Raw genomic sequence first — 19370 nt, 5'->3', positions numbered from 1 at the left:
CCGGCCGACCACTGAACGCCACCAGGATGGTGAACACCGACATGAACGACCTCTCTGCTTCCGCCAGCGGCCTCTACACCGGCCCGCAGGTCGACAACCGCTACATCGTTCCGCGCTTCGTCGAGCGCACCTCGCAGGGCGTGCGTGAGTACGACCCGTACGCGAAGCTCTTCGAGGAGCGCGTGATCTTCCTCGGCGTGCAGATCGACGACGCGTCCGCCAACGACGTCATGGCACAGCTGCTGTGCCTGGAGTCGATGGACCCGGACCGGGACATCTCGATCTACATCAACAGCCCCGGTGGCTCGTTCACCGCGCTGACGGCGATCTACGACACGATGCAGTTCGTGAAGCCGGACATCCAGACGGTCTGCATGGGCCAGGCGGCCTCCGCCGCCGCGGTCCTGCTCGCTGCGGGCACCCCCGGCAAGCGCATGGCACTGCCCAACGCCCGTGTGCTGATCCACCAGCCGTCCTCGCAGACCGGCCGTGAGCAGCTCTCCGACCTGGAGATCGCGGCCCGCGAAATCCTGCGCATGCGCAGCCAGTTGGAGGAGATGCTGGCCAAGCACTCCACCACGCCGCTGGAGAAGATCCGCGACGACATCGAGCGCGACAAGATCCTCACGGCCGAGGACGCCCTCGCGTACGGGCTGGTCGACCAGATCGTTTCGACCCGTAAGAGCACCGCAGGGATGCTGGCCAACTGACGGGCGTTTGATTTAACTGCCTCCCCCTGGCACGGTGCACGTTCACAGTGAACCGTGCCAAGGGGGGCCCGTACGAGGGGCCCGGCAAGGTACCGTCGAATATGAGGCACCAGGAGACGCTGAACGTGGCGCCTCCCAGGCGAAGGGGAAGCACCTCGTGGCACGCATCGGTGATGGCGGCGACCTGCTCAAGTGCTCGTTCTGCGGGAAGAGCCAGAAGCAGGTGAAGAAGCTCATCGCAGGCCCCGGGGTGTACATCTGCGACGAGTGCATCGATCTCTGCAACGAGATCATCGAAGAGGAACTCGCGGAGACCTCCGAAGTGCGGTGGGAGGAACTGCCCAAGCCGCGCGAGATCTACGAGTTCCTCGAGGGGTACGTCGTCGGGCAGGAGCCCGCGAAGAAGGCTCTCTCGGTAGCGGTCTACAACCACTACAAGCGCGTCCAGGCCGGTGAGAACGGCGGCGGGACCAACCGCGAGGACGCGATCGAGCTCGCCAAGTCCAACATCCTGCTGCTGGGCCCCACGGGCTCCGGCAAGACACTGCTCGCCCAGACCCTGGCCCGGATGCTCAACGTCCCGTTCGCCATTGCGGACGCGACGGCGCTGACGGAGGCCGGGTACGTCGGCGAGGACGTCGAGAACATCCTGCTGAAGCTGATCCAGGCCGCTGACTACGACGTCAAGAAGGCCGAGACCGGCATCATCTACATCGACGAGATCGACAAGGTCGCCCGCAAGAGCGAGAACCCGTCGATCACCCGCGATGTCTCCGGCGAGGGCGTCCAGCAGGCCCTGTTGAAGATCCTGGAGGGCACGACCGCCTCGGTACCGCCGCAGGGCGGCCGTAAGCACCCGCACCAGGAGTTCATCCAGATCGACACGACGAACGTGCTGTTCATCGTGGGCGGCGCCTTCTCCGGTCTGGAGCGGATCATCGAGTCCCGGGCGGGCGCGAAGGGCATCGGCTTCGGCGCGACCATCCGTTCCAAGCGGGAGATCGAGGCGAGCGACCAGTTCCAGGAGGTCATGCCGGAGGACCTGGTGAAGTTCGGGATGATCCCCGAGTTCATCGGCCGTCTCCCCGTGCTGACCTCGGTCCACAACCTGGACCGCGAGGCGCTTCTCCAGATCCTGGTCGAGCCGCGCAACGCGCTGGTGAAGCAGTACCAGCGCCTCTTCGAACTCGACGGCGTGGAGCTGGACTTCGACCGCCCGTCCCTGGAGGCCATCGCCGACCAGGCGATCCTGCGCGGCACCGGGGCGCGTGGGCTGCGCGCCATCATGGAAGAGGTCCTCCAGTCGGTGATGTACGAGGTGCCGTCCCGCAAGGACGTCGCCCGGGTCGTCATCACGGCGGACGTCGTCCGGGACAACGTGAACCCGACGCTGGTCCCGCGCGAGCCGCGGATCGTGGGCAACGACGGCCGCCACGAGAAGTCCGCCTGACGCCCGGCAGACACGCGAAGGGGCGCTCGGTCAGTCAACTGACCGGGCGCCCCTTTCTGTTGGGCTGTTACTGCTTGACGCGGGCGGCGTTGTAGACCTTGGCCGCGATGGCCGCGGCGTCGTCCATCGGGAGTGTCTTCTTGGTCAGGATCAGCGACACATCGGTGTTCTGCACGATCCCGAGCGTGCTGTAGTCGGCCCAGACGCAGATGGGCAGCACGAAGGTCTTCGGCACCTGGGCCGCGGCGCCACTGGTGTCGTCGGTGGAGGTGTTCGTGACCTTGGCGTTCTGGCACTTCATGAGGGCGCCGGAGAAGCCGGGAGGCGTGACCTTCTGGGGGCTGTCCTCCAGCTCCACCTTCACACCGTCCGACGAGCTCTTGGAAATACCCGCCTGGGACATCGCGAACGCACCGTCGATGGCCTTCTCCGGGTCGTCGATCGTGCCCCAGAGACCGGAGAAGTTGAGGTCCTTCTCGGTCAGTCCCGTGCCGGTCGTGTACGAGGCGCCGACCTTCGAGGGGTCCTTGATGCCGATGCCCTCGGCCTTCTGCTTGCCGTCCGCGCCCCATGACGAGTCGTCGGAGCCCGACTTCTTCTGGTACTCGCCGATCGACGCCGGGGCGACGAGCTTGTACCCCTTGGTGCTGTCGGCGACGTCACTGCTGCCGCCGCCCTTCGAGGTCAGCAGGAAGACACCGCCGCCGATCACCGCGACGGCCACGACAACCGCGCCCACGATCAGACCCGTCTTCTTCTTCGGTCCCTGCGGCGGGGGCGGCATCTGGCCGTATCCGGGCTGCTGCCCGTACGGCGGCTGCTGCGGCGGCTGGCCGTACGGGTTCGGCTGGCCCGGCTGCTGCTGCGGGTAGCCGTACCCCGGCTGCGGCGGGACGCCCTGCGGGGGCTGCTGCGGGTAGCCGTAGCCGGGCTGCGGCTGGCCGGCGGGCTGGCCGTACGGGTTGGCAGGCTGCTGCTGGGGCTGCGCCGGCTGTCCGTACGGACCGGGCTGCTGCGGCTGCTGCTGCCCGTACGGCCCCGGCTGCTGCGGCTGTTGGCCGTACGGTCCCGGCTGGTTGTAGCTCATGGACTGGGTTCCCCCTCTGGATACTCACGTGACGCGAACATCCTGACCGACGTATTCGCCCACCGGGGAGACGGGGGCCACAGTCTCACCAAAGATTCCCGTTTCAGTACGTGACCGTGACGCCCTTAAACTAGGTCCGTGACCGAGAACTCATCGCAGACTCCAGCGCCCACCACCGAACTGCCGACCCAGTACGTTCCGGCCGAGGTAGAGGGGAAGCTGTACGAGCGCTGGGTGGAGCGCGGCTATTTCGAGGCCGACGCGAAGAGCGACAAGCCTCCGTTCACCATCGTCATCCCGCCGCCGAACGTCACGGGCTCCCTCCACCTGGGCCACGCCTTCCAGCACACGCTGATGGACTCCCTCACCCGCCGTAAGCGCATGCAGGGCTACGAAGCCCTGTGGCTGCCCGGTACGGACCACGCCGGTATCGCCACCCAGAACAAGGTCGAGCAGCAGCTCGCCGAGGAGGGCAAGTCCCGGCAGGACCTGGGGCGTGAGGAGTTCACCGAGCGGGTCTGGCAGTGGAAGGAGGAGTACGGCGGCAAGATCCTCGGGCAGATGCGCCGCCTCGGCGACGGGGTCGACTGGTCGCGTGAGCGGTTCACCATGGACGAGGGGCTGTCCCGGGCCGTCCAGACGATCTTCAAGCGGCTGTACGACGACGAGCTGATCTACCGCGCCGAGCGCATCATCAACTGGTGCCCGCGCTGTCTCACCGCGATCTCCGACATCGAGGTCGACTACCAGGACGACGACGGCGAGCTGGTCTCGCTCAAGTACGGCGAGGGTGACGAGACCCTGGTCGTCGCCACCACCCGGGTCGAGACGATGCTCGGTGACACCGCGATCGCCGTCCACCCGGACGACGAGCGGTACGCGCACCTCATCGGCAAGCGGATCAAGCTGCCGCTCACCGACCGGACCATCCCGGTCGTCGCGGACGCCCACGTCGACCCGGAGTTCGGCACCGGCGCCGTCAAGGTGACGCCCGCCCATGACCCGAACGACTTCGCCATCGGCCAGCGGCACGGCCTGGAGTCCATGACGATCATGGACGAGCGCGGTGTCATCACCGTGCCGGGCCCGTTCCACGGTCTGGACCGGTTCGAGGCGCGCTCCACGATCGTCGAGGCCATGCGCGAGCAGGGCCGGATCGTCGCCGAGAAGCGCCCGTACACGCACTCCGTCGGACACTGCTCGCGCTGCAAGACCACCGTCGAGCCGCGCCTCTCCCTCCAGTGGTGGGTCAAGGTCGAGACGCTCGCCAAGGACGCGGGCGACGCGGTCCGCGACGGGCGGGTCACGATCCACCCGAAGGAGCTGGAGAAGCGCTACTTCGACTGGGTCGACAACCTCAACGACTGGTGCATCTCACGGCAGTTGTGGTGGGGCCACCGGATCCCCGTCTGGTACGGCCCCGAGGGCCAGGTCGTCTGCGTCGGCCCCGGCGACGAGGCGCCCACCGGCGAGGGCTGGCACCAGGACGAGGACGTCCTCGACACCTGGTTCTCCTCCGGCCTGTGGCCGTTCTCCACGCTCGGCTGGCCGGAGCAGACCCCGGACCTGGAGAAGTTCTACTCGACCGATGTGCTCGTCACCGGCCACGACATCATCTTCTTCTGGGTCGCCCGGATGATGATGTTCGGCCTGTACGCGATGGACGGCGTCGCGCCGTTCAAGACGGTCGCGCTGACCGGTCTCGTCCGTGACGAGAACGGAAAGAAGATGTCCAAGTCCTTCGGGAACGTGATCGATCCGCTGGACTGGATGGACGAGTACGGCTCCGACGCCGTCCGCTTCACCCTCGCCAACGGCGCCAACCCCGGCGCGGACGTGCCGATCGGCGAGGACTGGGTCAAGGCGTCCCGCAACTTCGCCAACAAGATCTGGAACGCCACCCGCTTCGCGCTGATGAACGGCGCCAACGTCGAGGGTGAACTGCCGCCCGTCGAGAAGCAGTCGGCCAACGACCGGTGGATCCTGTCGCGGCTGAACGCGGTCGTCGCCGAAGTGGACGCGTACTACGACGACTTCCAGTTCGCGAAGCTCGCCGACGCCCTCTACCACTTCGCCTGGGACGAGGTCTTCGACTGGTACGTCGAGCTGTCCAAGACGACGTTCTTCGCGGGCGGCGAGGCGGCGCAGACCTCGGGGCGGGTCCTCGGCGAGGTCCTCGACGTGATGCTGCGGCTGCTGCACCCGGTCGTCCCGTTCGTCACCGAGACGCTCTGGACCACGCTCACCGGCAAGGAGTCGGTGGTCGTCGCCGACTGGCCGAAGGACTCCGGCTTCCGGGACAGCGCGGCCGAGCAGGAGATCGCGCTGGTCCAGCAGGTGATCACCGAGGTCCGCAGGTTCCGCTCCGACCAGGGACTCCAGCCGGGCCAGAAGGTCCCGGCCGAACTCGACCTGACCGGCACGGCGCTGGCACCGCACGAGGGGGCCATCCGCCAGGTGCTGCGGCTCCAGCCCGCGGGGGAGGGCTTCCACGCCACCGCGTCGCTGCCGGTCGCGGGTGCGAAGGTCGCACTCGACCTGTCGGGGACGATCGATGTCGCGGCCGAGCGCAAGCGGCTGACCAAGGACCTCGGCGCGGCCGAGAAGGAGAAGGCGCAGGCGCTCGGGAAGCTCGGCAACGAGGCGTTCCTGGCGAAGGCCCCGGACCAGGTGGTCGACAAGATCCGTACACGGCTGGCCAAGGCCGAGGCGGACATCGAGCGGATCAGCGCCCAGCTGGACGGGCTGCCGCAGGCGTAGCAGGGTGACCGCACGCGCGTGACGAAGGCCCCCGGTCCGCCGGGGGCCTTCGCCGTGTGCGCCCGGCACGGGCGGTCAGGCGGCGGGCGTCAGCACCTTCGCCGTCACCGTGTCGAACTCCTCGACGCACTGGCCGGTGCCCAGCGCCACACAGTCCAGCGGTGCGTCCGCCACCGTCACCGCGATGCCCGTCGCCGAGGCGAGCCGCAGATCCAGGGCGGGCAGCAGCGATCCGCCGCCGGTCAGGACGATCCCGTGCTTCATCACGTCCGCGGCCAGTTCGGGCGGGCACTCCTCCAGCATCGCCCGCACCGTGCTGACGATCGCCTCGACGGGGCTGTTCAGCGCCGCCCGCACCTCGGTCGCGCTCAGCGTCACGGCGGTCGGGAACCCGCTGATCTTCTGGCGGCCCCGCACGGTGCAGGTCCGGGTCTCCAGCCCCTGGTCGCCGGGGACCGGCCGGGCCGAACCGAGCGCCAGCTTGACCTCCTCGGAGGTCCGCTCACCGACCAGCAGGCCGTGTTCCTTGCGGATGTGGTTGCTGATCGCGGCGTTCATCCGGTCGCCCGCCGTGCGCAGCGAGCGGGCGGCGACGGTCCCTCCCATGGAGATCACCCCGACCTCGGTCGTACCGCCGCCGATGTCGACCACCATCGAACCGCGCGGTTCGTCGACCGGCAGCCCCGCGCCCATAGCCGCCGCCATCGGCTCGTCCAGCAGATGGACGGTCCGGGCCCCCGCCCGCCGCGCCGCGTGCACGATGGCCCGCCGCTCCACCGGAGTGACGCCGCTCGGCACGCACACGATCATGCGGGTGCGCGGCCGTCTGCCCTTGACGGCCTTGCGCACGAAGTACCTGATCATTTCCTCGGCGGCGTCGTATTCGCTGATCACGCCGTCCCGCAGCGGACGGATCGCGGTGACCGACTCAGGAGTGCGCCCCAGGCTCTCCTTCGCCTCGTCGCCGATCGCCGGAGCCCCGCGCCCGTCGTCGCGGACGGCGACCACGGACGGCTCGTTGAGCACAATGCCCTGGCCGCGGACGTAGAGAAGCGTGTTGACCGTGCCGAGATCGATGCCTATGTCCATGATTCTTGAGTGTGCCCCCGGCGGGTCCGGTCCGCGCGCCGGAGTACGCCGAACCGGGCCCCGGCGCCCGGACCGGACCGGGGCGCCCCGACTGTCGGTGGACCTCCGTAGACTGGACCCGTGAGCGAGCCCGACCCTTTCGACGAGATCGTCGACGCAGCAACGACCCGTGACCCCGACCTGGCGGTGATCGAGGCCGGCAGCCGTACCCTGCGCACCCAGGCCGGATCACCGCAGGGCGACGAGGTCCCCACCCGACCCACCGACCCGGAGGTGGACAAGGCGCTGCGCACGGTGGAGCAGGATCTCCTGGGCCGCTGGCCCGAGACCAAGCTCGACCCCTCCCTCGTACGGATGGAGGCGCTGCTCGACCTCCTGGGCGACCCGCAGCGCGCGTACCCCTCGATCCACATCACCGGCACCAACGGCAAGACATCGACGGCGCGCATGATCGAGGCGCTGCTCGGCGCGTTCGAGCTGCGCACCGGGCGGTACACCTCGCCGCACGTCCAGTCGATCACCGAGCGCATCAGCCTCAACGGCGCGCCGATCGAGGCCGAGCGCTTCATCGAGACGTACGAGGACATCAAGCCGTACGTCGGGATGACCGACGAGCAGCAGGAGCACCGGCTCTCGTTCTTCGAGGTGCTCACCGGTATGGCGTACGCCGCCTTCGCCGACGCGCCCGTGGACGTCGCGGTGGTCGAGGTAGGGATGGGGGGCAGCTGGGACGCCACGAATGTCATCGAGGCCCCCGTCGCCGTGGTCACCCCCATCTCGCTCGACCACACGGACCGGCTCGGGAACACGCCCGGCGAGATCGCCGTGGAGAAGTCCGGGATCATCAAGCAGGGTGCGACGGTCGTCCTGGCGCAGCAGCCGGTCGACGCCGCGCAGGTGATGCTGAAGAAGGCCGTCGAGGCGGACGCCACCGTGGCCCGCGCGGGCATGGAGTTCGGCGTCGTCAGCCGGGAGGTCGCCGTCGGCGGTCAGTTGCTGACGCTGCGCGGACTCGCCGGTGAGGCCAACGAGTACACCGAGATCTTCCTGCCGCTGTACGGCGCCCACCAGGCGCAGAACGCGGCGGTGGCGCTCGCCGCTGTCGAGGCGTTCTTCGGCGTCGGCGCGCAGCAGGCCGGCCTGCTCGACATCGACACGGTCCGCAAGGCGTTCGCCTCGGTGACCTCGCCCGGCCGGATGGAGGTCGTGCGCAGCTCGCCGACCGTCGTCCTGGACGCCGCGCACAACCCGGCGGGCGCGCAGGTGACGGCCGCGGCCGTCACCGAGGCGTTCAGCTTCTCGCGGCTGATCGGGGTGGTCGGCGCGAGCGGCGACAAGGACGTCCGGGGGCTGCTCGAAGCGTTCGAGCCGATCTTCGCGGAGGTCGTCGTCACGCAGAACTCCACGCACCGCGCGATGAGCGCGGACGACCTCGCCGCCATCGCCGTCGAGGTGTTCGGCGACGAGCGGGTGGTCGTCGAGCCGCGCCTCGACGACGCCCTGGAGGCGGCGATCACCCTCGCCGAGGAGGAGGACGAGTACGCCGGAGCGGGCGTCCTGGTCACCGGTTCCGTGATCACTGTCGGCGAGGCCCGGCTGCTCCTGGGGAGGCGCTGACCCATGCGTACGCTCTGCGCGTCCACCCTGATCGGTGAATTCTTCGTCATCGGATTCGCCGGTCTGGTCGCCATGAAGGGTGATCTGTCGGGGGCGACCGTCTGGACGGTGTGCGGCATCGGCATGCTGCTCTCGGTGCTGCTCTGCGGAATGCTCAGCCGTCCGGGCGCGGTGCAGATCGGCTGGGCCCTCCAGATCGCGCTGATCGCGAGCGGCTTCGTCGTGCCGATGATGTTCATCCTGGGGGTCGCGTTCGGTGGCCTGTGGTGGGCCTCGGTCCACTACGGACGGATCATCGACGCGGCCAAGGCCCGCTGGGCCGCCCAGGCGGAGGCGGCGGAAGCCCAGTAGCACGCGCCGGGCGGTCACCGGCACGTGAGTGCCCGGTCCGGGTGTTTCGCGCTCAGTGACTCCCTGTAGCCTCGTGCCCCCGTACATATTTGCCCACAAGGAGCCGCACGCGATGACTCAGCGCACCCTCGTCCTTCTCAAGCCGGACGCTGTCAGGCGCAGCTTGGTAGGCGAGATCGTCGGCCGCATCGAGCGCAAGGCCGGCTGGAGGATCACCGCGCTGGAGATGCGCAGCCTGGACCGTTCGCTCCTGGAGCAGCACTACGCCGAGCACGTGGGCCGGCCCTTCTACGAGCCGCTGGTCGAGTTCATGGCCTCGGGCCCGGTCGTCGCCCTGGTCGTCGAGGGCGAGCGGGTCATCGAGGGCGTGCGCGCCCTGGCGGGTCCCACTGACCCGATTGCCGCAGCGCCCGGCTCCATTCGTGGCGATTTCGGCAGCATCGTCCGGGAGAACCTCATCCACGCATCGGACTCGGAGGAGTCCGCAGAGCGAGAATTGAAGATCTTTTTTCCGGGCGTATCCTGACGTGGCGTCAGCCGAATAGCCGCTCACAGGCTGGGGCGACCGAATTAATTCGGTCGCCCTTCGGTATATGCCGGGCGATTTCGGGAACGCATCGCTCCGACATGACGTCACCATGACTGAGGCGGCTACAAGTTCCGCCCACATGGCGGAGGACCCTCGCGCGGTGTCCGTGCAGGCGGCACTACGATGGAAGTCTTCACACCCACAGCGCTCACTTCGCCTACCAAAAAGCCAATCGCTCCACTTGGGAAGGCCCGACGCATCCTCATGGGGAACAAGGGGAACTCAATGTCGTTCATCGGCCGTGACATGGCTATCGACCTCGGGACTGCCAACACGCTGGTGTACGTCAGGGGTCGAGGAATCGTCCTCAACGAACCCTCCGTCGTCGCCATCAACACCAACACCGGCGGGATTCTCGCCGTAGGCGCCGAGGCGAAGAAGATGATCGGCCGTACGCCGGGCAACATCGTTGCCGTACGGCCGCTGAAGGACGGCGTGATCGCCGACTTCGAGATCACCGAGCGGATGCTCCGTTACTTCATCCTGAAGATCCACAAGCGCCGCTACCTGGCCCGCCCGCGCGTCGTCGTCTGTGTGCCCTCGGGCATCACGGGGGTCGAGCGCCGCGCCGTCATCGAGGCGTCCACGCAGGCCGGTGCCCGTCAGGTGCACATCATCGAAGAGCCCATGGCCGCAGCCATCGGCTCGGGACTTCCGGTCCACGAGGCCACCGGCAACATGGTCGTCGACATCGGCGGCGGCACCACCGAGGTCGCCGTCATCTCGCTCGGCGGGATCGTCACGGCGCAGTCGATCAGGACCGCCGGGGACGAGCTGGACAACGCGATCATCCAGCACATCAAGAAGGAGTACTCGCTCCTCCTCGGTGAGCGCACCGCCGAACAGATCAAGATCACGATCGGCTCGGCGTTCGATCTGGAGAAGGACGAGCACACCGAGATCCGTGGCCGCGACCTCGTGTCCGGTCTGCCCAAGACCGTGGTCATCTCCGCCGCCGAGGTCCGCAAGGCCATCGAGGAGCCGGTCAACGCGATCGTCGACGCGGTCAAGACCACGCTCGACAAGTGCCCGCCCGAGCTCTCCGGTGACGTCATGGACCGCGGCATCGTCCTCACCGGTGGCGGCGCGCTGCTCCGCGGCCTGGACGAGCGGCTGCGCCACGAGACCGGAATGCCGATCCACATCGCCGAGGACCCGCTCGACTCCGTCGCGCTCGGATCCGGCAAGTGCGTCGAGGAGTTCGAGGCGCTCCAGCAGGTGCTGGACGCCCAGCCCCGCCGGTAGCCGCACACCGCTTACGGCCGTACGGGGCACGTCCGCCCCGTACGGCCGATCGTCGGCGGAGACAGCGCCGGGACAGGCGCAGAGTTACACCGACAGACAAACGCATAGACATTCCGACGAGGAAGGCACGGCCTCCGCACGTGAGGGACACACGAGAGAGCCGGCTGCTCCTGGTGCTGCTGATCGCCATCGCGTTCGCGCTGATCACTGTGGACATCCGCGGCGGTGAGGCGTCTCCGGTCGACGGTGCCCGGCATGCCGCCGCCACCGTCTTCGGACCGGTCGAGAACGGGGTCGCGGGCGCCGTGAACCCGGTCGGCAACGCGATCGGCGCAGTACGGGACTCCGGCGAGCGCCACAACCGCATCAGCGCACTGGAGCGTGAGAACGCCGCTCTGAAGCAGCAACTCGGCAGCAGCGACCGCAACCGCAGCCGCGTCCGCCAGCTCGACAGCATGCTCAAGACCGCGGGTGCGGGCCAGTACGGAATCAAGGGCGCCCAGGTCATCGCCATAGGAGCCGCACAGGGCTTCTCCTGGACCATCACCATCGACGCCGGGTCCTCCGACGGCATCAAGCGCGACATGACCGTGCTCAACGGCGACGGGCTCGTCGGCCGGGTCACCACGGTCGGCCCGAACACCGCGACCGTACTGCTCGCCAACGACCCCGACTTCACCGTCGGCACCCGGATGGAGCGGACCGACGAGGTCGGCTTCGCCACCGGCCGCGGCGACCGCCCGCTCGCCGTGCAGTTCCTCAACGGCAAGGCACAGGTCAAGAAGGGTGACCGGTTGGTGACCTTCGGTTCGAGCAACGACAAACCCTTCGTGCCGGGAGTCCCGGTCGGCCAGGTCGTCCGTGTCGACCCGACCGGCGGTGACCTGACGCGGACCGTCTACGTCCGTCCGTTCGTCGGGTTCACCAAGCTCGATCTGGTCGGCGTCGTCGTGGAGCCGCCGCGTGACAACCCGCGCGACACGGTGCTCCCCGCCAAGCCCGCGAAGCCGAAGCCGATCCCCACCGTCACGGTCACGGCCACTCCTCCGGGGAACGCCGACAACCAGCAGCAGGACAACAACACCCCCCAGCAGTAGGAGCTGACCGTATGCGTCTCAACCGGATGCTGCTCTCGGCCACTCTGGTGGTGGTCGCCCTGGTGATCCAGGTGAGCGTGCTCGCCCGACTTCAACTCCCTGGTGCCGTACCGGACCTGCTGCTGCTCACCGTGGTGGCTCTCGCGCTGGTCTACGGCCACGTGGGCGGCGCCCTCGTCGGCTTCGGCGCGGGTCTGCTCGCCGACCTCGCCCCGCCCGCCGACCACGCGGCCGGGCGGTACGCGCTCGTCCTGTGCGTCGTCGGCTACGCGGCAGGGCTCGCCAAGCCCGAGACCGGCCGCATCAGGTCCGTCATGGGCCCGATGCTCGTGGTGGTCGCCGCGGCGGTCGGCTCCACCCTGCTGTACGCGGGCGTCGGCTCCCTCGTCGGCGACACCGCCGCCCGTCATGTGGGCCTCATCGGCCTGCTGTTCAGCGCCGCGGTGTACGACCTGCTGCTCGCGCCGTTCACCGTCCCGTTCATCATGGCCCTGGCGAGACGAGCCGAGAACGACCCGCTCGCCGACAGCAAGAGCAGCGGCGTGGGCAGCGATGTCGCGACCGGCTGGCTGGCGGCCGGCACCGGACTGAAGATCGGCAGCCAGCGCGGCGGACTGCGGATGCGGGCGGCCAGGTCCCGCGCGGCGAAGGCCGGACGCATCAAGGGGGTCAAGCGGCTGTGACGTTGTCTGTCCCGGGGGACGACCCCCGAACCCCCAGCAGGACAACGAGGGGGGCATCGCTGTGAGGCTGTTTCTTCCGGGGGACGACCCCCGAACCCCCAGCAGGACAACCAGTGGGGCATCGCTGTGAGGCTGTTTCTTCCGGGGGACGACCCCCGAACCCCCAGCAGGACAACCAGTGGGGCATCGCTGTGAGCAATATTCCCGAGACCGGGCGGACCACGCGGCTCCAGATCCGGCTCGTCGTCATCCAGATCCTGGTCTTCTCCCTCCTCCTCACCCTCGGCGGCCGGCTCTGGTACCTCCAGATCCGCAACGGCCAGGAGTACACGGCCGAGGCCAAGAACAACCACGTCCAGCAGGTCGTCCAGCCCGCCGTGCGCGGCTCCATCCTCGATGCGCGCGGGGTGCCGCTCGCCGACAACGAGACCCGTCTCGTCGTCTCCGCGAGCCGCTCCAAGCTCACCAAGATGAAGGACGACGGCAAGGCCGTCCTCATCCGCCTCGCCGACGTCCTGGACATGAAGCCCCAGGACGTCCTGGACAAGGTCAGGCTCTGCGACGCGAAGACCAAGCAGCCCTGCTGGAACGGCTCTCCGTACCAGCCGATCCCGGTGACCGACGAGGCCACCACCCAGCAGGCGCTCCAGATCCGTGAGCGCTCCGAGGACTTCCCGGGCATCACCGCCGAGCCCACCGCCGTACGCCGCTACGCCGCGCCCGCCAACGCCAACACCGCGCAGGTGCTCGGCTACCTCTCGCCGGTCACCGACGAAGAGGTCAACAAGGCCAAGAAGACCTCGTCGCCGTATCTGACGTCCGACCAGGTCGGTCGCTCCGGCGTGGAGCGTACGTACGACAAGGAGCTGCGCGGCAAGGCCGGAGTCACCCGCTACGAGGTGGACAACCTCGGCCGGGTCATCGGCCAGGCCGCCAGCGACAAGGCCCAGCCGGGGTCGAACATCGTCACCTCCATCGACGCGCGCGTCCAGGGCGTCGCCGAGCGCGAGCTCGACGAGGCCATGAAGACGGCCCGCAAGGAGTACGACTCGGTCACCCACGAGAACTACAAGGCCGACTCGGGATCCGTCGTCGTCATGGAGGCCAAGACCGGCCGCGTCGTCGCGATGGCGTCCAACCCGACGTACGACCCCAACGACTGGGTCGGTGGCATCTCCGCCAAGAACTACGCCTCGCTCACCGGTAAGGACTCCGACTTCCCCCTGCTGAACAGGGCGATCCAGAGCCAGGCGGCCCCCGGGTCCATCTTCAAGGTCGTCTCCACCACGGCCGCGGTCAACGCGGGCTACCCCTTCAACGGGCACTACCCGTGCACCAGTTCCTACTCGATCGGCAACCAGACCTTCCAGAACTTCGAGTCGGAGAACTTCGGCCCCATCACCCTCGGCCGCGCGCTGGAGGTCTCCTGCGACACCGTCTTCTACGGGATCGCCCACGACGAGTGGAAGAAGGACGGGGGCATCAACCCGAAGAAGAAGCCGAACGACTGGTTCTACAAGACCGCCCACCAGTTCGGCCTCGGCAAGACCACCGGCGTGGACCTGCCCAACGAGGTCAACGGCCGGGTCCCGGACCGCCAGTGGAAGAAGAACTTCTACGCGGCGAACAAGGCCGCGTGGTGCAAGCAGGGCAAGAAGGACGGCAGCTTCGTCGAGCGGATCGCGTACGAGAACTGCCGCGACGGCTACCAGATGCGTCCCGGTGACTCCGTCAACTACTCGATCGGACAGGGCGACACGCTCGTCACCCCGATCCAGATGGCGGACATCTACTCGGCGATCTCCAACGGCGGCACGCTCTACACGCCGACCATCGGCAAGGCGATCGTCAGCGCGGACGGCAAGACCGTCCAGGAGATCGCGCCCACGTCGCACGGCAAGCTGCCGATGGACCAGGCGACCCGCAAGGACATCGACGGCGCACTCGCGGGCGTCGCGACCAACGGAACCGCCGCCTGGCGGTTCCAGGGCTGGCCCCAGTCCAAGATCCCGATGCACGCCAAGACCGGTACGGCCGAGGTCTACGGCAAGCAGACGACCTCGTGGTTCGCCACGTACACCAAGGACTACACGATCGTCATGACGATCTCCCAGGGCGGTACGGGCTCCGGAGGATCCGGGCCCGCCGTGCGCAAGATCTACAACGCGCTCTACGGTCTCGACGACTCCGGGCACCAGGATCCGAAGAGGGCCCTGCTGCCGCACCCCGAGAAGTCCCTGCCGAAGATCAGCCAGGACGGCTCGATCGTCTCGCCGAAGGTCAAGCCGTACGACCCCAACCCGCCGAAGAAGTTGCCGCCGACGGGCCAGCAGCAGATCGCTGCGGGGCTGGGAAGGAAGGACTAGGACCATGGGCGGTTTCTCCGTAGCGCGGTACGCGCCCGAACAGGGCTCCTGGTCCAAACTGGTCGCCCGCGACTCCGTGGTGCGCAGGCTGGACTGGCCCCTGCTCATGTCGTCGCTCGCGCTGTCGTTCATCGGCTCGCTGCTGGTGTACTCGGCGACGCGTGGCCGTGACTCGCTCACCCACGGCGACCAGTACTACTTCCTGCTGCGCCATGCCATGAACACCGGCATCGGGATCGGCCTGATGATCGGCACGATCTGGCTGGGCCACCGGACCCTGCGCGGGGCGGTGCCCGTACTGTTCGGGCTCTCCGTCCTGCTGATCCTCGCGGTGCTCTCGCCGCTCGGCCAGACCGTCAACGGCGCGCACGCCTGGATCGTCATCGGCGGCGGATTCTCCCTCCAGCCCTCCGAGTTCACCAAGATCACGATCATTCTGGGGATGGCGATGATCCTCGCCTCCCGGGTGGACGCGGGCGACCAGGAGACCCCCGACAACCGCACGGTCGTCAAGGCCCTCGGGGTGGCCGCCATCCCGATCGTGATCATCATGCTGATGCCGGACCTCGGCTCGGTCATGGTGCTGGTGATGATCATCCTCGGCGTCCTGCTGGCCTCGGGCGCCTCCAACCGCTGGGTGCTCGGACTCCTCGGTACCGGGGTGGTCGGCGCCATCGGGGTCTGGAAGGCCGGTCTGCTCGACGAGTACCAGATCGCCCGCTTCGCCGCGTTCGCCAACCCCGCGCTGGACCCGGCGGGCGTCGGCTACAACACCAACCAGGCCCGGATCGCGATCGGTTCGGGCGGACTGCACGGCACGGGGCTCTTCCACGGCTCGCAGACCACCGGGCAGTTCGTCCCCGAGCAGCAGACCGACTTCGTCTTCACCGTCGCGGGCGAGGAACTCGGCTTTCTCGGCGCCGGACTGATCCTGGTCCTGCTCGGAGTCGTCCTGTGGCGCGCCTGCCGGATCGCCCGCGGGGCGACGGAGCTGTACGGCACGATCGTGGCGGCCGGGATCATCGCCTGGTTCGCCTTCCAGGCGTTCGAGAACATCGGGATGACGCTCGGCATCATGCCGGTGGCGGGACTGCCGCTGCCGTTCGTGTCGTACGGCGGTTCGTCGATGTTCGCGGTGTGGATCGCGATCGGGCTGCTCCAGTCGATCCGGGTGCAACGGCCCATGTCCGCCTGACCGTTCCGGCGTGAGGTGCGTGAGGTGCGTGACATGGCGGAAGGCGGGCGGGGGAGCGGGACGGCCCCCGGGCCCGACACCGCGGGCGGCCGGGTGCTGGCCTACGTGCAGGCCCAGGCCGCCGCGCTCGCCGCGAGCGACCCCGCCGTACGGCGTGACCGCCCCGACGCCGTGCACCAGCTGCGCGTGGCCACCCGCAGACTGCGCAGCGCCTTCCGCGCCTACCGGGAGGTCCTGGACCCGACCGTCACGGACCCCGTCGCCGACGAGCTCAAATGGCTCGCCGCCGAACTGGGCGTGGACCGTGACCAGGAGGTCCTCGCCGAGCGGCTGACCGCCCGGATCGACGCGCTCCCCGACGCGCTCCTGCTGGGCCCGGTCCGCGGCCGGCTGCGGATCTGGACCGTCGCCGGGCGGACCGGATCCCGGCGCAGGACGGAGGACGTACTCGACGGCGCGCGCTACCCCGCGCTGCTCGACGCCCTCGACGCGCTGCTCACCGCACCGCCGCTGCTGCCCGCCGCGGACCGCCCCGCCGCGCAGGTACTGCCCGCGGCGGTACTCCGGGCGCACCGCAGACTGGCGGCCCGGATCGGGCACGCGCTGGCGCTGCCCCCGGGGGAGCCCCGGGACCTGGCGATGCACGACGCGCGCAAGGCGGCCAAGCGGGTCCGGTACGCGGCCGAGGCGGCGGCGCCCGCGCTGGGCCCGCCCGCCACGCTGTGCGCGCAGCGGACGAAGGCGGTCCAGACCGTGCTCGGCGACCACCAGGACAGCGTGACCGCCCGCCGGGCCCTGCGGACGCTCGCGATCCAGGCCCAGGCGGCGGGCGAGCCGTCGTTCACCTGGGGACTGCTGTACGGGCAGGAGGCGGCGCAGGCCGCCGAGCGGGAGCGGGAACTGCCGAAGGTGTGGGCGAAGGCATCGGCGGTGGATCTCCGGACGGCGCCGGACAGCTGACCGCCGGGGTACGCTGGATGGTCACCCCTGCCCGCTCATGAGAGACACCACCATGCCTGTCGAGTCGGTCTTCCCGCGGCTGGAAGCGCTTCTCCCGCACGTCCAGAAGCCCATCCAGTACGTCGGCGGTGAACTGAACTCCACTGTCAAAGACTGGGACGCATGCGACGTCCGCTGGGCCCTCATGTACCCGGACGCGTACGAGGTGGGCCTGCCCAACCAGGGCGTCATGATCCTCTACGAGGTACTGAACGAGCGTGAGGGCGTCCTCGCCGAGCGCACCTACAGCGTCTGGCCGGACCTCGAAGAGCTGATGCGCGAGCACCAGGTCCCGCAGTTCACCGTGGACGCGCACCGGCCCGTGAAGGCCTTCGACGTCTTCGGGCTGAGCTTCTCCACCGAGCTCGGCTACACCAACATGCTCACCGCCCTGGACCTGGCGGGCATCCCGCTGGACGCCAAGGACCGGACCGTCGAGGACCCGATCGTCCTCGCGGGCGGCCACGCGGCCTTCAACCCCGAGCCGATCGCGGAGTTCATCGACTGCGCGGTCATCGGCGACGGCGAGCAGGCCGTCCTGGAGATCACCGAGATCGTCCGCGCCTGGAAGGCGGAGGGCCGCCCCGGCGGCCGTGACGAGGTGCTCTTCCGGCTGTCGAGGACCGGCGGGGTGTACGTCCCGCGCTTCTACGACGTCGAGTACCTGCCCGACGGCCGCATCGGACGCACCGTGCCGAACCGGCCGGGTGTCCCGTGGCGTGTCTCCAAGCACACCGTGATGGACCTCGACGAGTGGCCGTACCCCAAGCAGCCCCTCGTGCCCCTCGCCGAGACCGTCCACGAGCGGATGTCCGTCGAGATCTTCCGCGGCTGCACCCGCGGCTGCCGTTTCTGCCAGGCCGGCATGATCACGCGCCCCGTGCGGGAGCGAAGCATCACCGGCATCGGCGACATGGTGGAGAAGGGTCTCAAGGCGACCGGTTTCGAGGAGGTCGGGCTGCTCTCGCTCTCCTCCGCCGACCACACCGAGATCGGCGAGATCGCCAAGGGCCTCGCCGACCGCTACACCGAGGACAAGGTCGGCCTCTCGCTGCCGTCCACCCGGGTCGACGCCTTCAACATCGACCTCGCCAACGAGCTGACCAGGAACGGCCGCAGGTCCGGCCTGACCTTCGCGCCCGAGGGCGGCTCGGAGCGCATCCGCAAGGTCATCAACAAGATGGTCTCGGAGGAGGACCTCATCCGTACGGTCTCCACGGCCTACGGCAACGGCTGGCGCCAGGTGAAGCTGTACTTCATGTGCGGCCTGCCCACCGAGACCGACGAGGACGTCCTGCAGATCGGCGACATGGCGGTCAACGTCATCGCCGAGGGCCGCCGGGTCTCCGGACAGAACGACATCCGCTGCACGGTGTCCATCGGCGGCTTCGTGCCCAAGCCGCACACCCCGTTCCAGTGGGCCCCGCAGCTCTCCGCCGAGGAGACCGACGCCCGGCTGACCAAGCTGCGCGACAAGATCCGCGGCGACAAGAAGTACGGCCGCTCGATCGGCTTCCGCTACCACGACGGCAAGCCCGGCATCGTCGAGGGCCTGCTCTCACGCGGTGACCGCCGGGTCGGCTCGGTCATCCGCGCGGTGTACGAGGGCGGCGGACGTTTCGACGGCTGGCGCGAGTACTTCAGCTACGACCGCTGGATGAAGGCCGCCGAGCAGACGCTCCCGGACTTCGGCGTGGACGTCGACTGGTACACCACCCGTGAGCGCACGTACGAGGAGGTCCTGCCCTGGGACCACCTCGACTCCGGCCTCGACAAGGACTGGCTCTGGGAGGACTGGCAGGACTCGCTCGACGAGACCGAGGTCGAGGACTGCCGCTGGACGCCGTGCTTCGACTGCGGCGTCTGCCCGCAGATGGACACCAGCATCCAGATCGGCCCCACCGGCAAGAAGCTGCTGCCGCTGACGGTCGTCAAGTAGCCCCCGCCGGTCACCGACCGGCACACTGCCCGGCCACGGAACTCCGCGGCCGGGCAGTGGCGTACCACGGGGCGTCCCCCGGTCGGCGGAGCGTGCCCGTCCGGGTCCGGGAACCTGTGGTGCCCCGTACGCGTACTCTGGGTAGTAGAAACGACTGTCCCCGACGTGGTACCGAGGCCAGAGATCTCCCTGT

General features: G+C 68.9%; 14 protein-coding genes and 1 pseudogene. 13 read left to right on the top strand and 2 right to left on the bottom strand.

Going from position 1 to position 19370, the window contains the following annotated elements; all coding sequences use genetic code 11:
* Positions 1-26 precede the first annotated feature (26 nt).
* Together OG709_RS11245 and clpX are read left to right on the top strand one after the other, a co-directional pair.
* Positions 27-710 (top strand): ATP-dependent Clp protease proteolytic subunit, encoded by a 684-nt coding sequence (locus OG709_RS11245; RefSeq protein WP_284347844.1) that lies wholly within the window; start codon positions 27-29, stop codon positions 708-710.
* A 157-nt stretch (positions 711-867) separates the two neighbouring features.
* Positions 868-2160, top strand: coding sequence for an ATP-dependent Clp protease ATP-binding subunit ClpX (clpX, locus tag OG709_RS11240; protein WP_250298433.1), 1293 nt, complete (start codon positions 868-870; stop codon positions 2158-2160).
* Between the two features lie 67 nt (positions 2161-2227).
* On the opposite strand, the gene OG709_RS11235 is transcribed toward clpX, so the two are convergent.
* Positions 2228-3247, bottom strand: coding sequence for a hypothetical protein (locus OG709_RS11235; RefSeq protein ID WP_329165865.1), 1020 nt, complete (start codon positions 3245-3247; stop codon positions 2228-2230).
* A 138-nt stretch (positions 3248-3385) separates the two neighbouring features.
* Between OG709_RS11235 and OG709_RS11230 the strand changes: the two genes are divergently transcribed.
* The gene (locus tag OG709_RS11230) at positions 3386-6007 is read left to right on the top strand and encodes a valine--tRNA ligase (RefSeq protein WP_266643185.1); all 2622 of its coding nucleotides are present in this window, start codon (positions 3386-3388) and stop codon (positions 6005-6007) included.
* A 75-nt stretch (positions 6008-6082) separates the two neighbouring features.
* Here the strand turns inward: OG709_RS11230 and OG709_RS11225 are convergent, their stop codons facing one another.
* Entirely contained in the window at positions 6083-7096 is a 1014-nt protein-coding gene (locus tag OG709_RS11225; RefSeq protein WP_329165864.1) for a rod shape-determining protein, read from the bottom strand.
* A 120-nt stretch (positions 7097-7216) separates the two neighbouring features.
* On the opposite strand from OG709_RS11225, the gene folC reads away from it, so the two are divergent.
* From folC to OG709_RS11175, 10 genes and pseudogenes are all read left to right on the top strand, one after another.
* Positions 7217-8713, top strand: coding sequence for a bifunctional tetrahydrofolate synthase/dihydrofolate synthase (folC, locus tag OG709_RS11220; RefSeq protein ID WP_329165862.1), 1497 nt, complete (start codon positions 7217-7219; stop codon positions 8711-8713).
* Between the two features lie 3 nt (positions 8714-8716).
* Positions 8717-9064 (top strand): DUF4233 domain-containing protein, encoded by a 348-nt coding sequence (locus OG709_RS11215; RefSeq protein ID WP_250298428.1) that lies wholly within the window; start codon positions 8717-8719, stop codon positions 9062-9064.
* Between the two features lie 112 nt (positions 9065-9176).
* Positions 9177-9590, top strand: coding sequence for a nucleoside-diphosphate kinase (ndk, locus tag OG709_RS11210; protein ID WP_250298427.1), 414 nt, complete (start codon positions 9177-9179; stop codon positions 9588-9590).
* Positions 9591-9878: 288 nt separating this feature from the next.
* Positions 9879-10898 carry a rod shape-determining protein gene (locus OG709_RS11205; RefSeq protein ID WP_250298426.1) on the top strand — a complete coding sequence of 340 codons (1020 nt, stop codon included), beginning with the start codon at positions 9879-9881 and terminating at the stop codon, positions 10896-10898.
* Positions 10899-11038: 140 nt separating this feature from the next.
* Positions 11039-11995 carry a rod shape-determining protein MreC gene (gene mreC / locus OG709_RS11200; protein WP_250298425.1) on the top strand — a complete coding sequence of 319 codons (957 nt, stop codon included), beginning with the start codon at positions 11039-11041 and terminating at the stop codon, positions 11993-11995.
* Positions 11996-12006: 11 nt separating this feature from the next.
* Positions 12007-12678 carry a rod shape-determining protein MreD gene (gene mreD / locus OG709_RS11195; protein WP_250298424.1) on the top strand — a complete coding sequence of 224 codons (672 nt, stop codon included), beginning with the start codon at positions 12007-12009 and terminating at the stop codon, positions 12676-12678.
* A 191-nt stretch (positions 12679-12869) separates the two neighbouring features.
* Positions 12870-15044 carry a penicillin-binding protein 2 gene (gene mrdA, locus OG709_RS11190; RefSeq protein WP_266643187.1) on the top strand — a complete coding sequence of 725 codons (2175 nt, stop codon included), beginning with the start codon at positions 12870-12872 and terminating at the stop codon, positions 15042-15044.
* A 4-nt stretch (positions 15045-15048) separates the two neighbouring features.
* The gene (rodA, locus tag OG709_RS11185; protein WP_250298422.1) at positions 15049-16239 is read left to right on the top strand and encodes a rod shape-determining protein RodA; all 1191 of its coding nucleotides are present in this window, start codon (positions 15049-15051) and stop codon (positions 16237-16239) included.
* Between the two features lie 72 nt (positions 16240-16311).
* Positions 16312-17199 (top strand): annotated as a pseudogene (locus tag OG709_RS11180) (CHAD domain-containing protein); the annotation flags it as partial.
* Between the two features lie 52 nt (positions 17200-17251).
* Positions 17252-19177 (top strand): TIGR03960 family B12-binding radical SAM protein, encoded by a 1926-nt coding sequence (locus OG709_RS11175; protein WP_250298548.1) that lies wholly within the window; start codon positions 17252-17254, stop codon positions 19175-19177.
* Positions 19178-19370 lie beyond the last annotated feature (193 nt).

The organism is Streptomyces sp. NBC_01267 (assembly GCF_036241575.1).
GTDB lineage: Bacteria > Actinomycetota > Actinomycetes > Streptomycetales > Streptomycetaceae > Streptomyces.
This window is presented reverse-complemented; position numbering and strand designations above follow the sequence as displayed.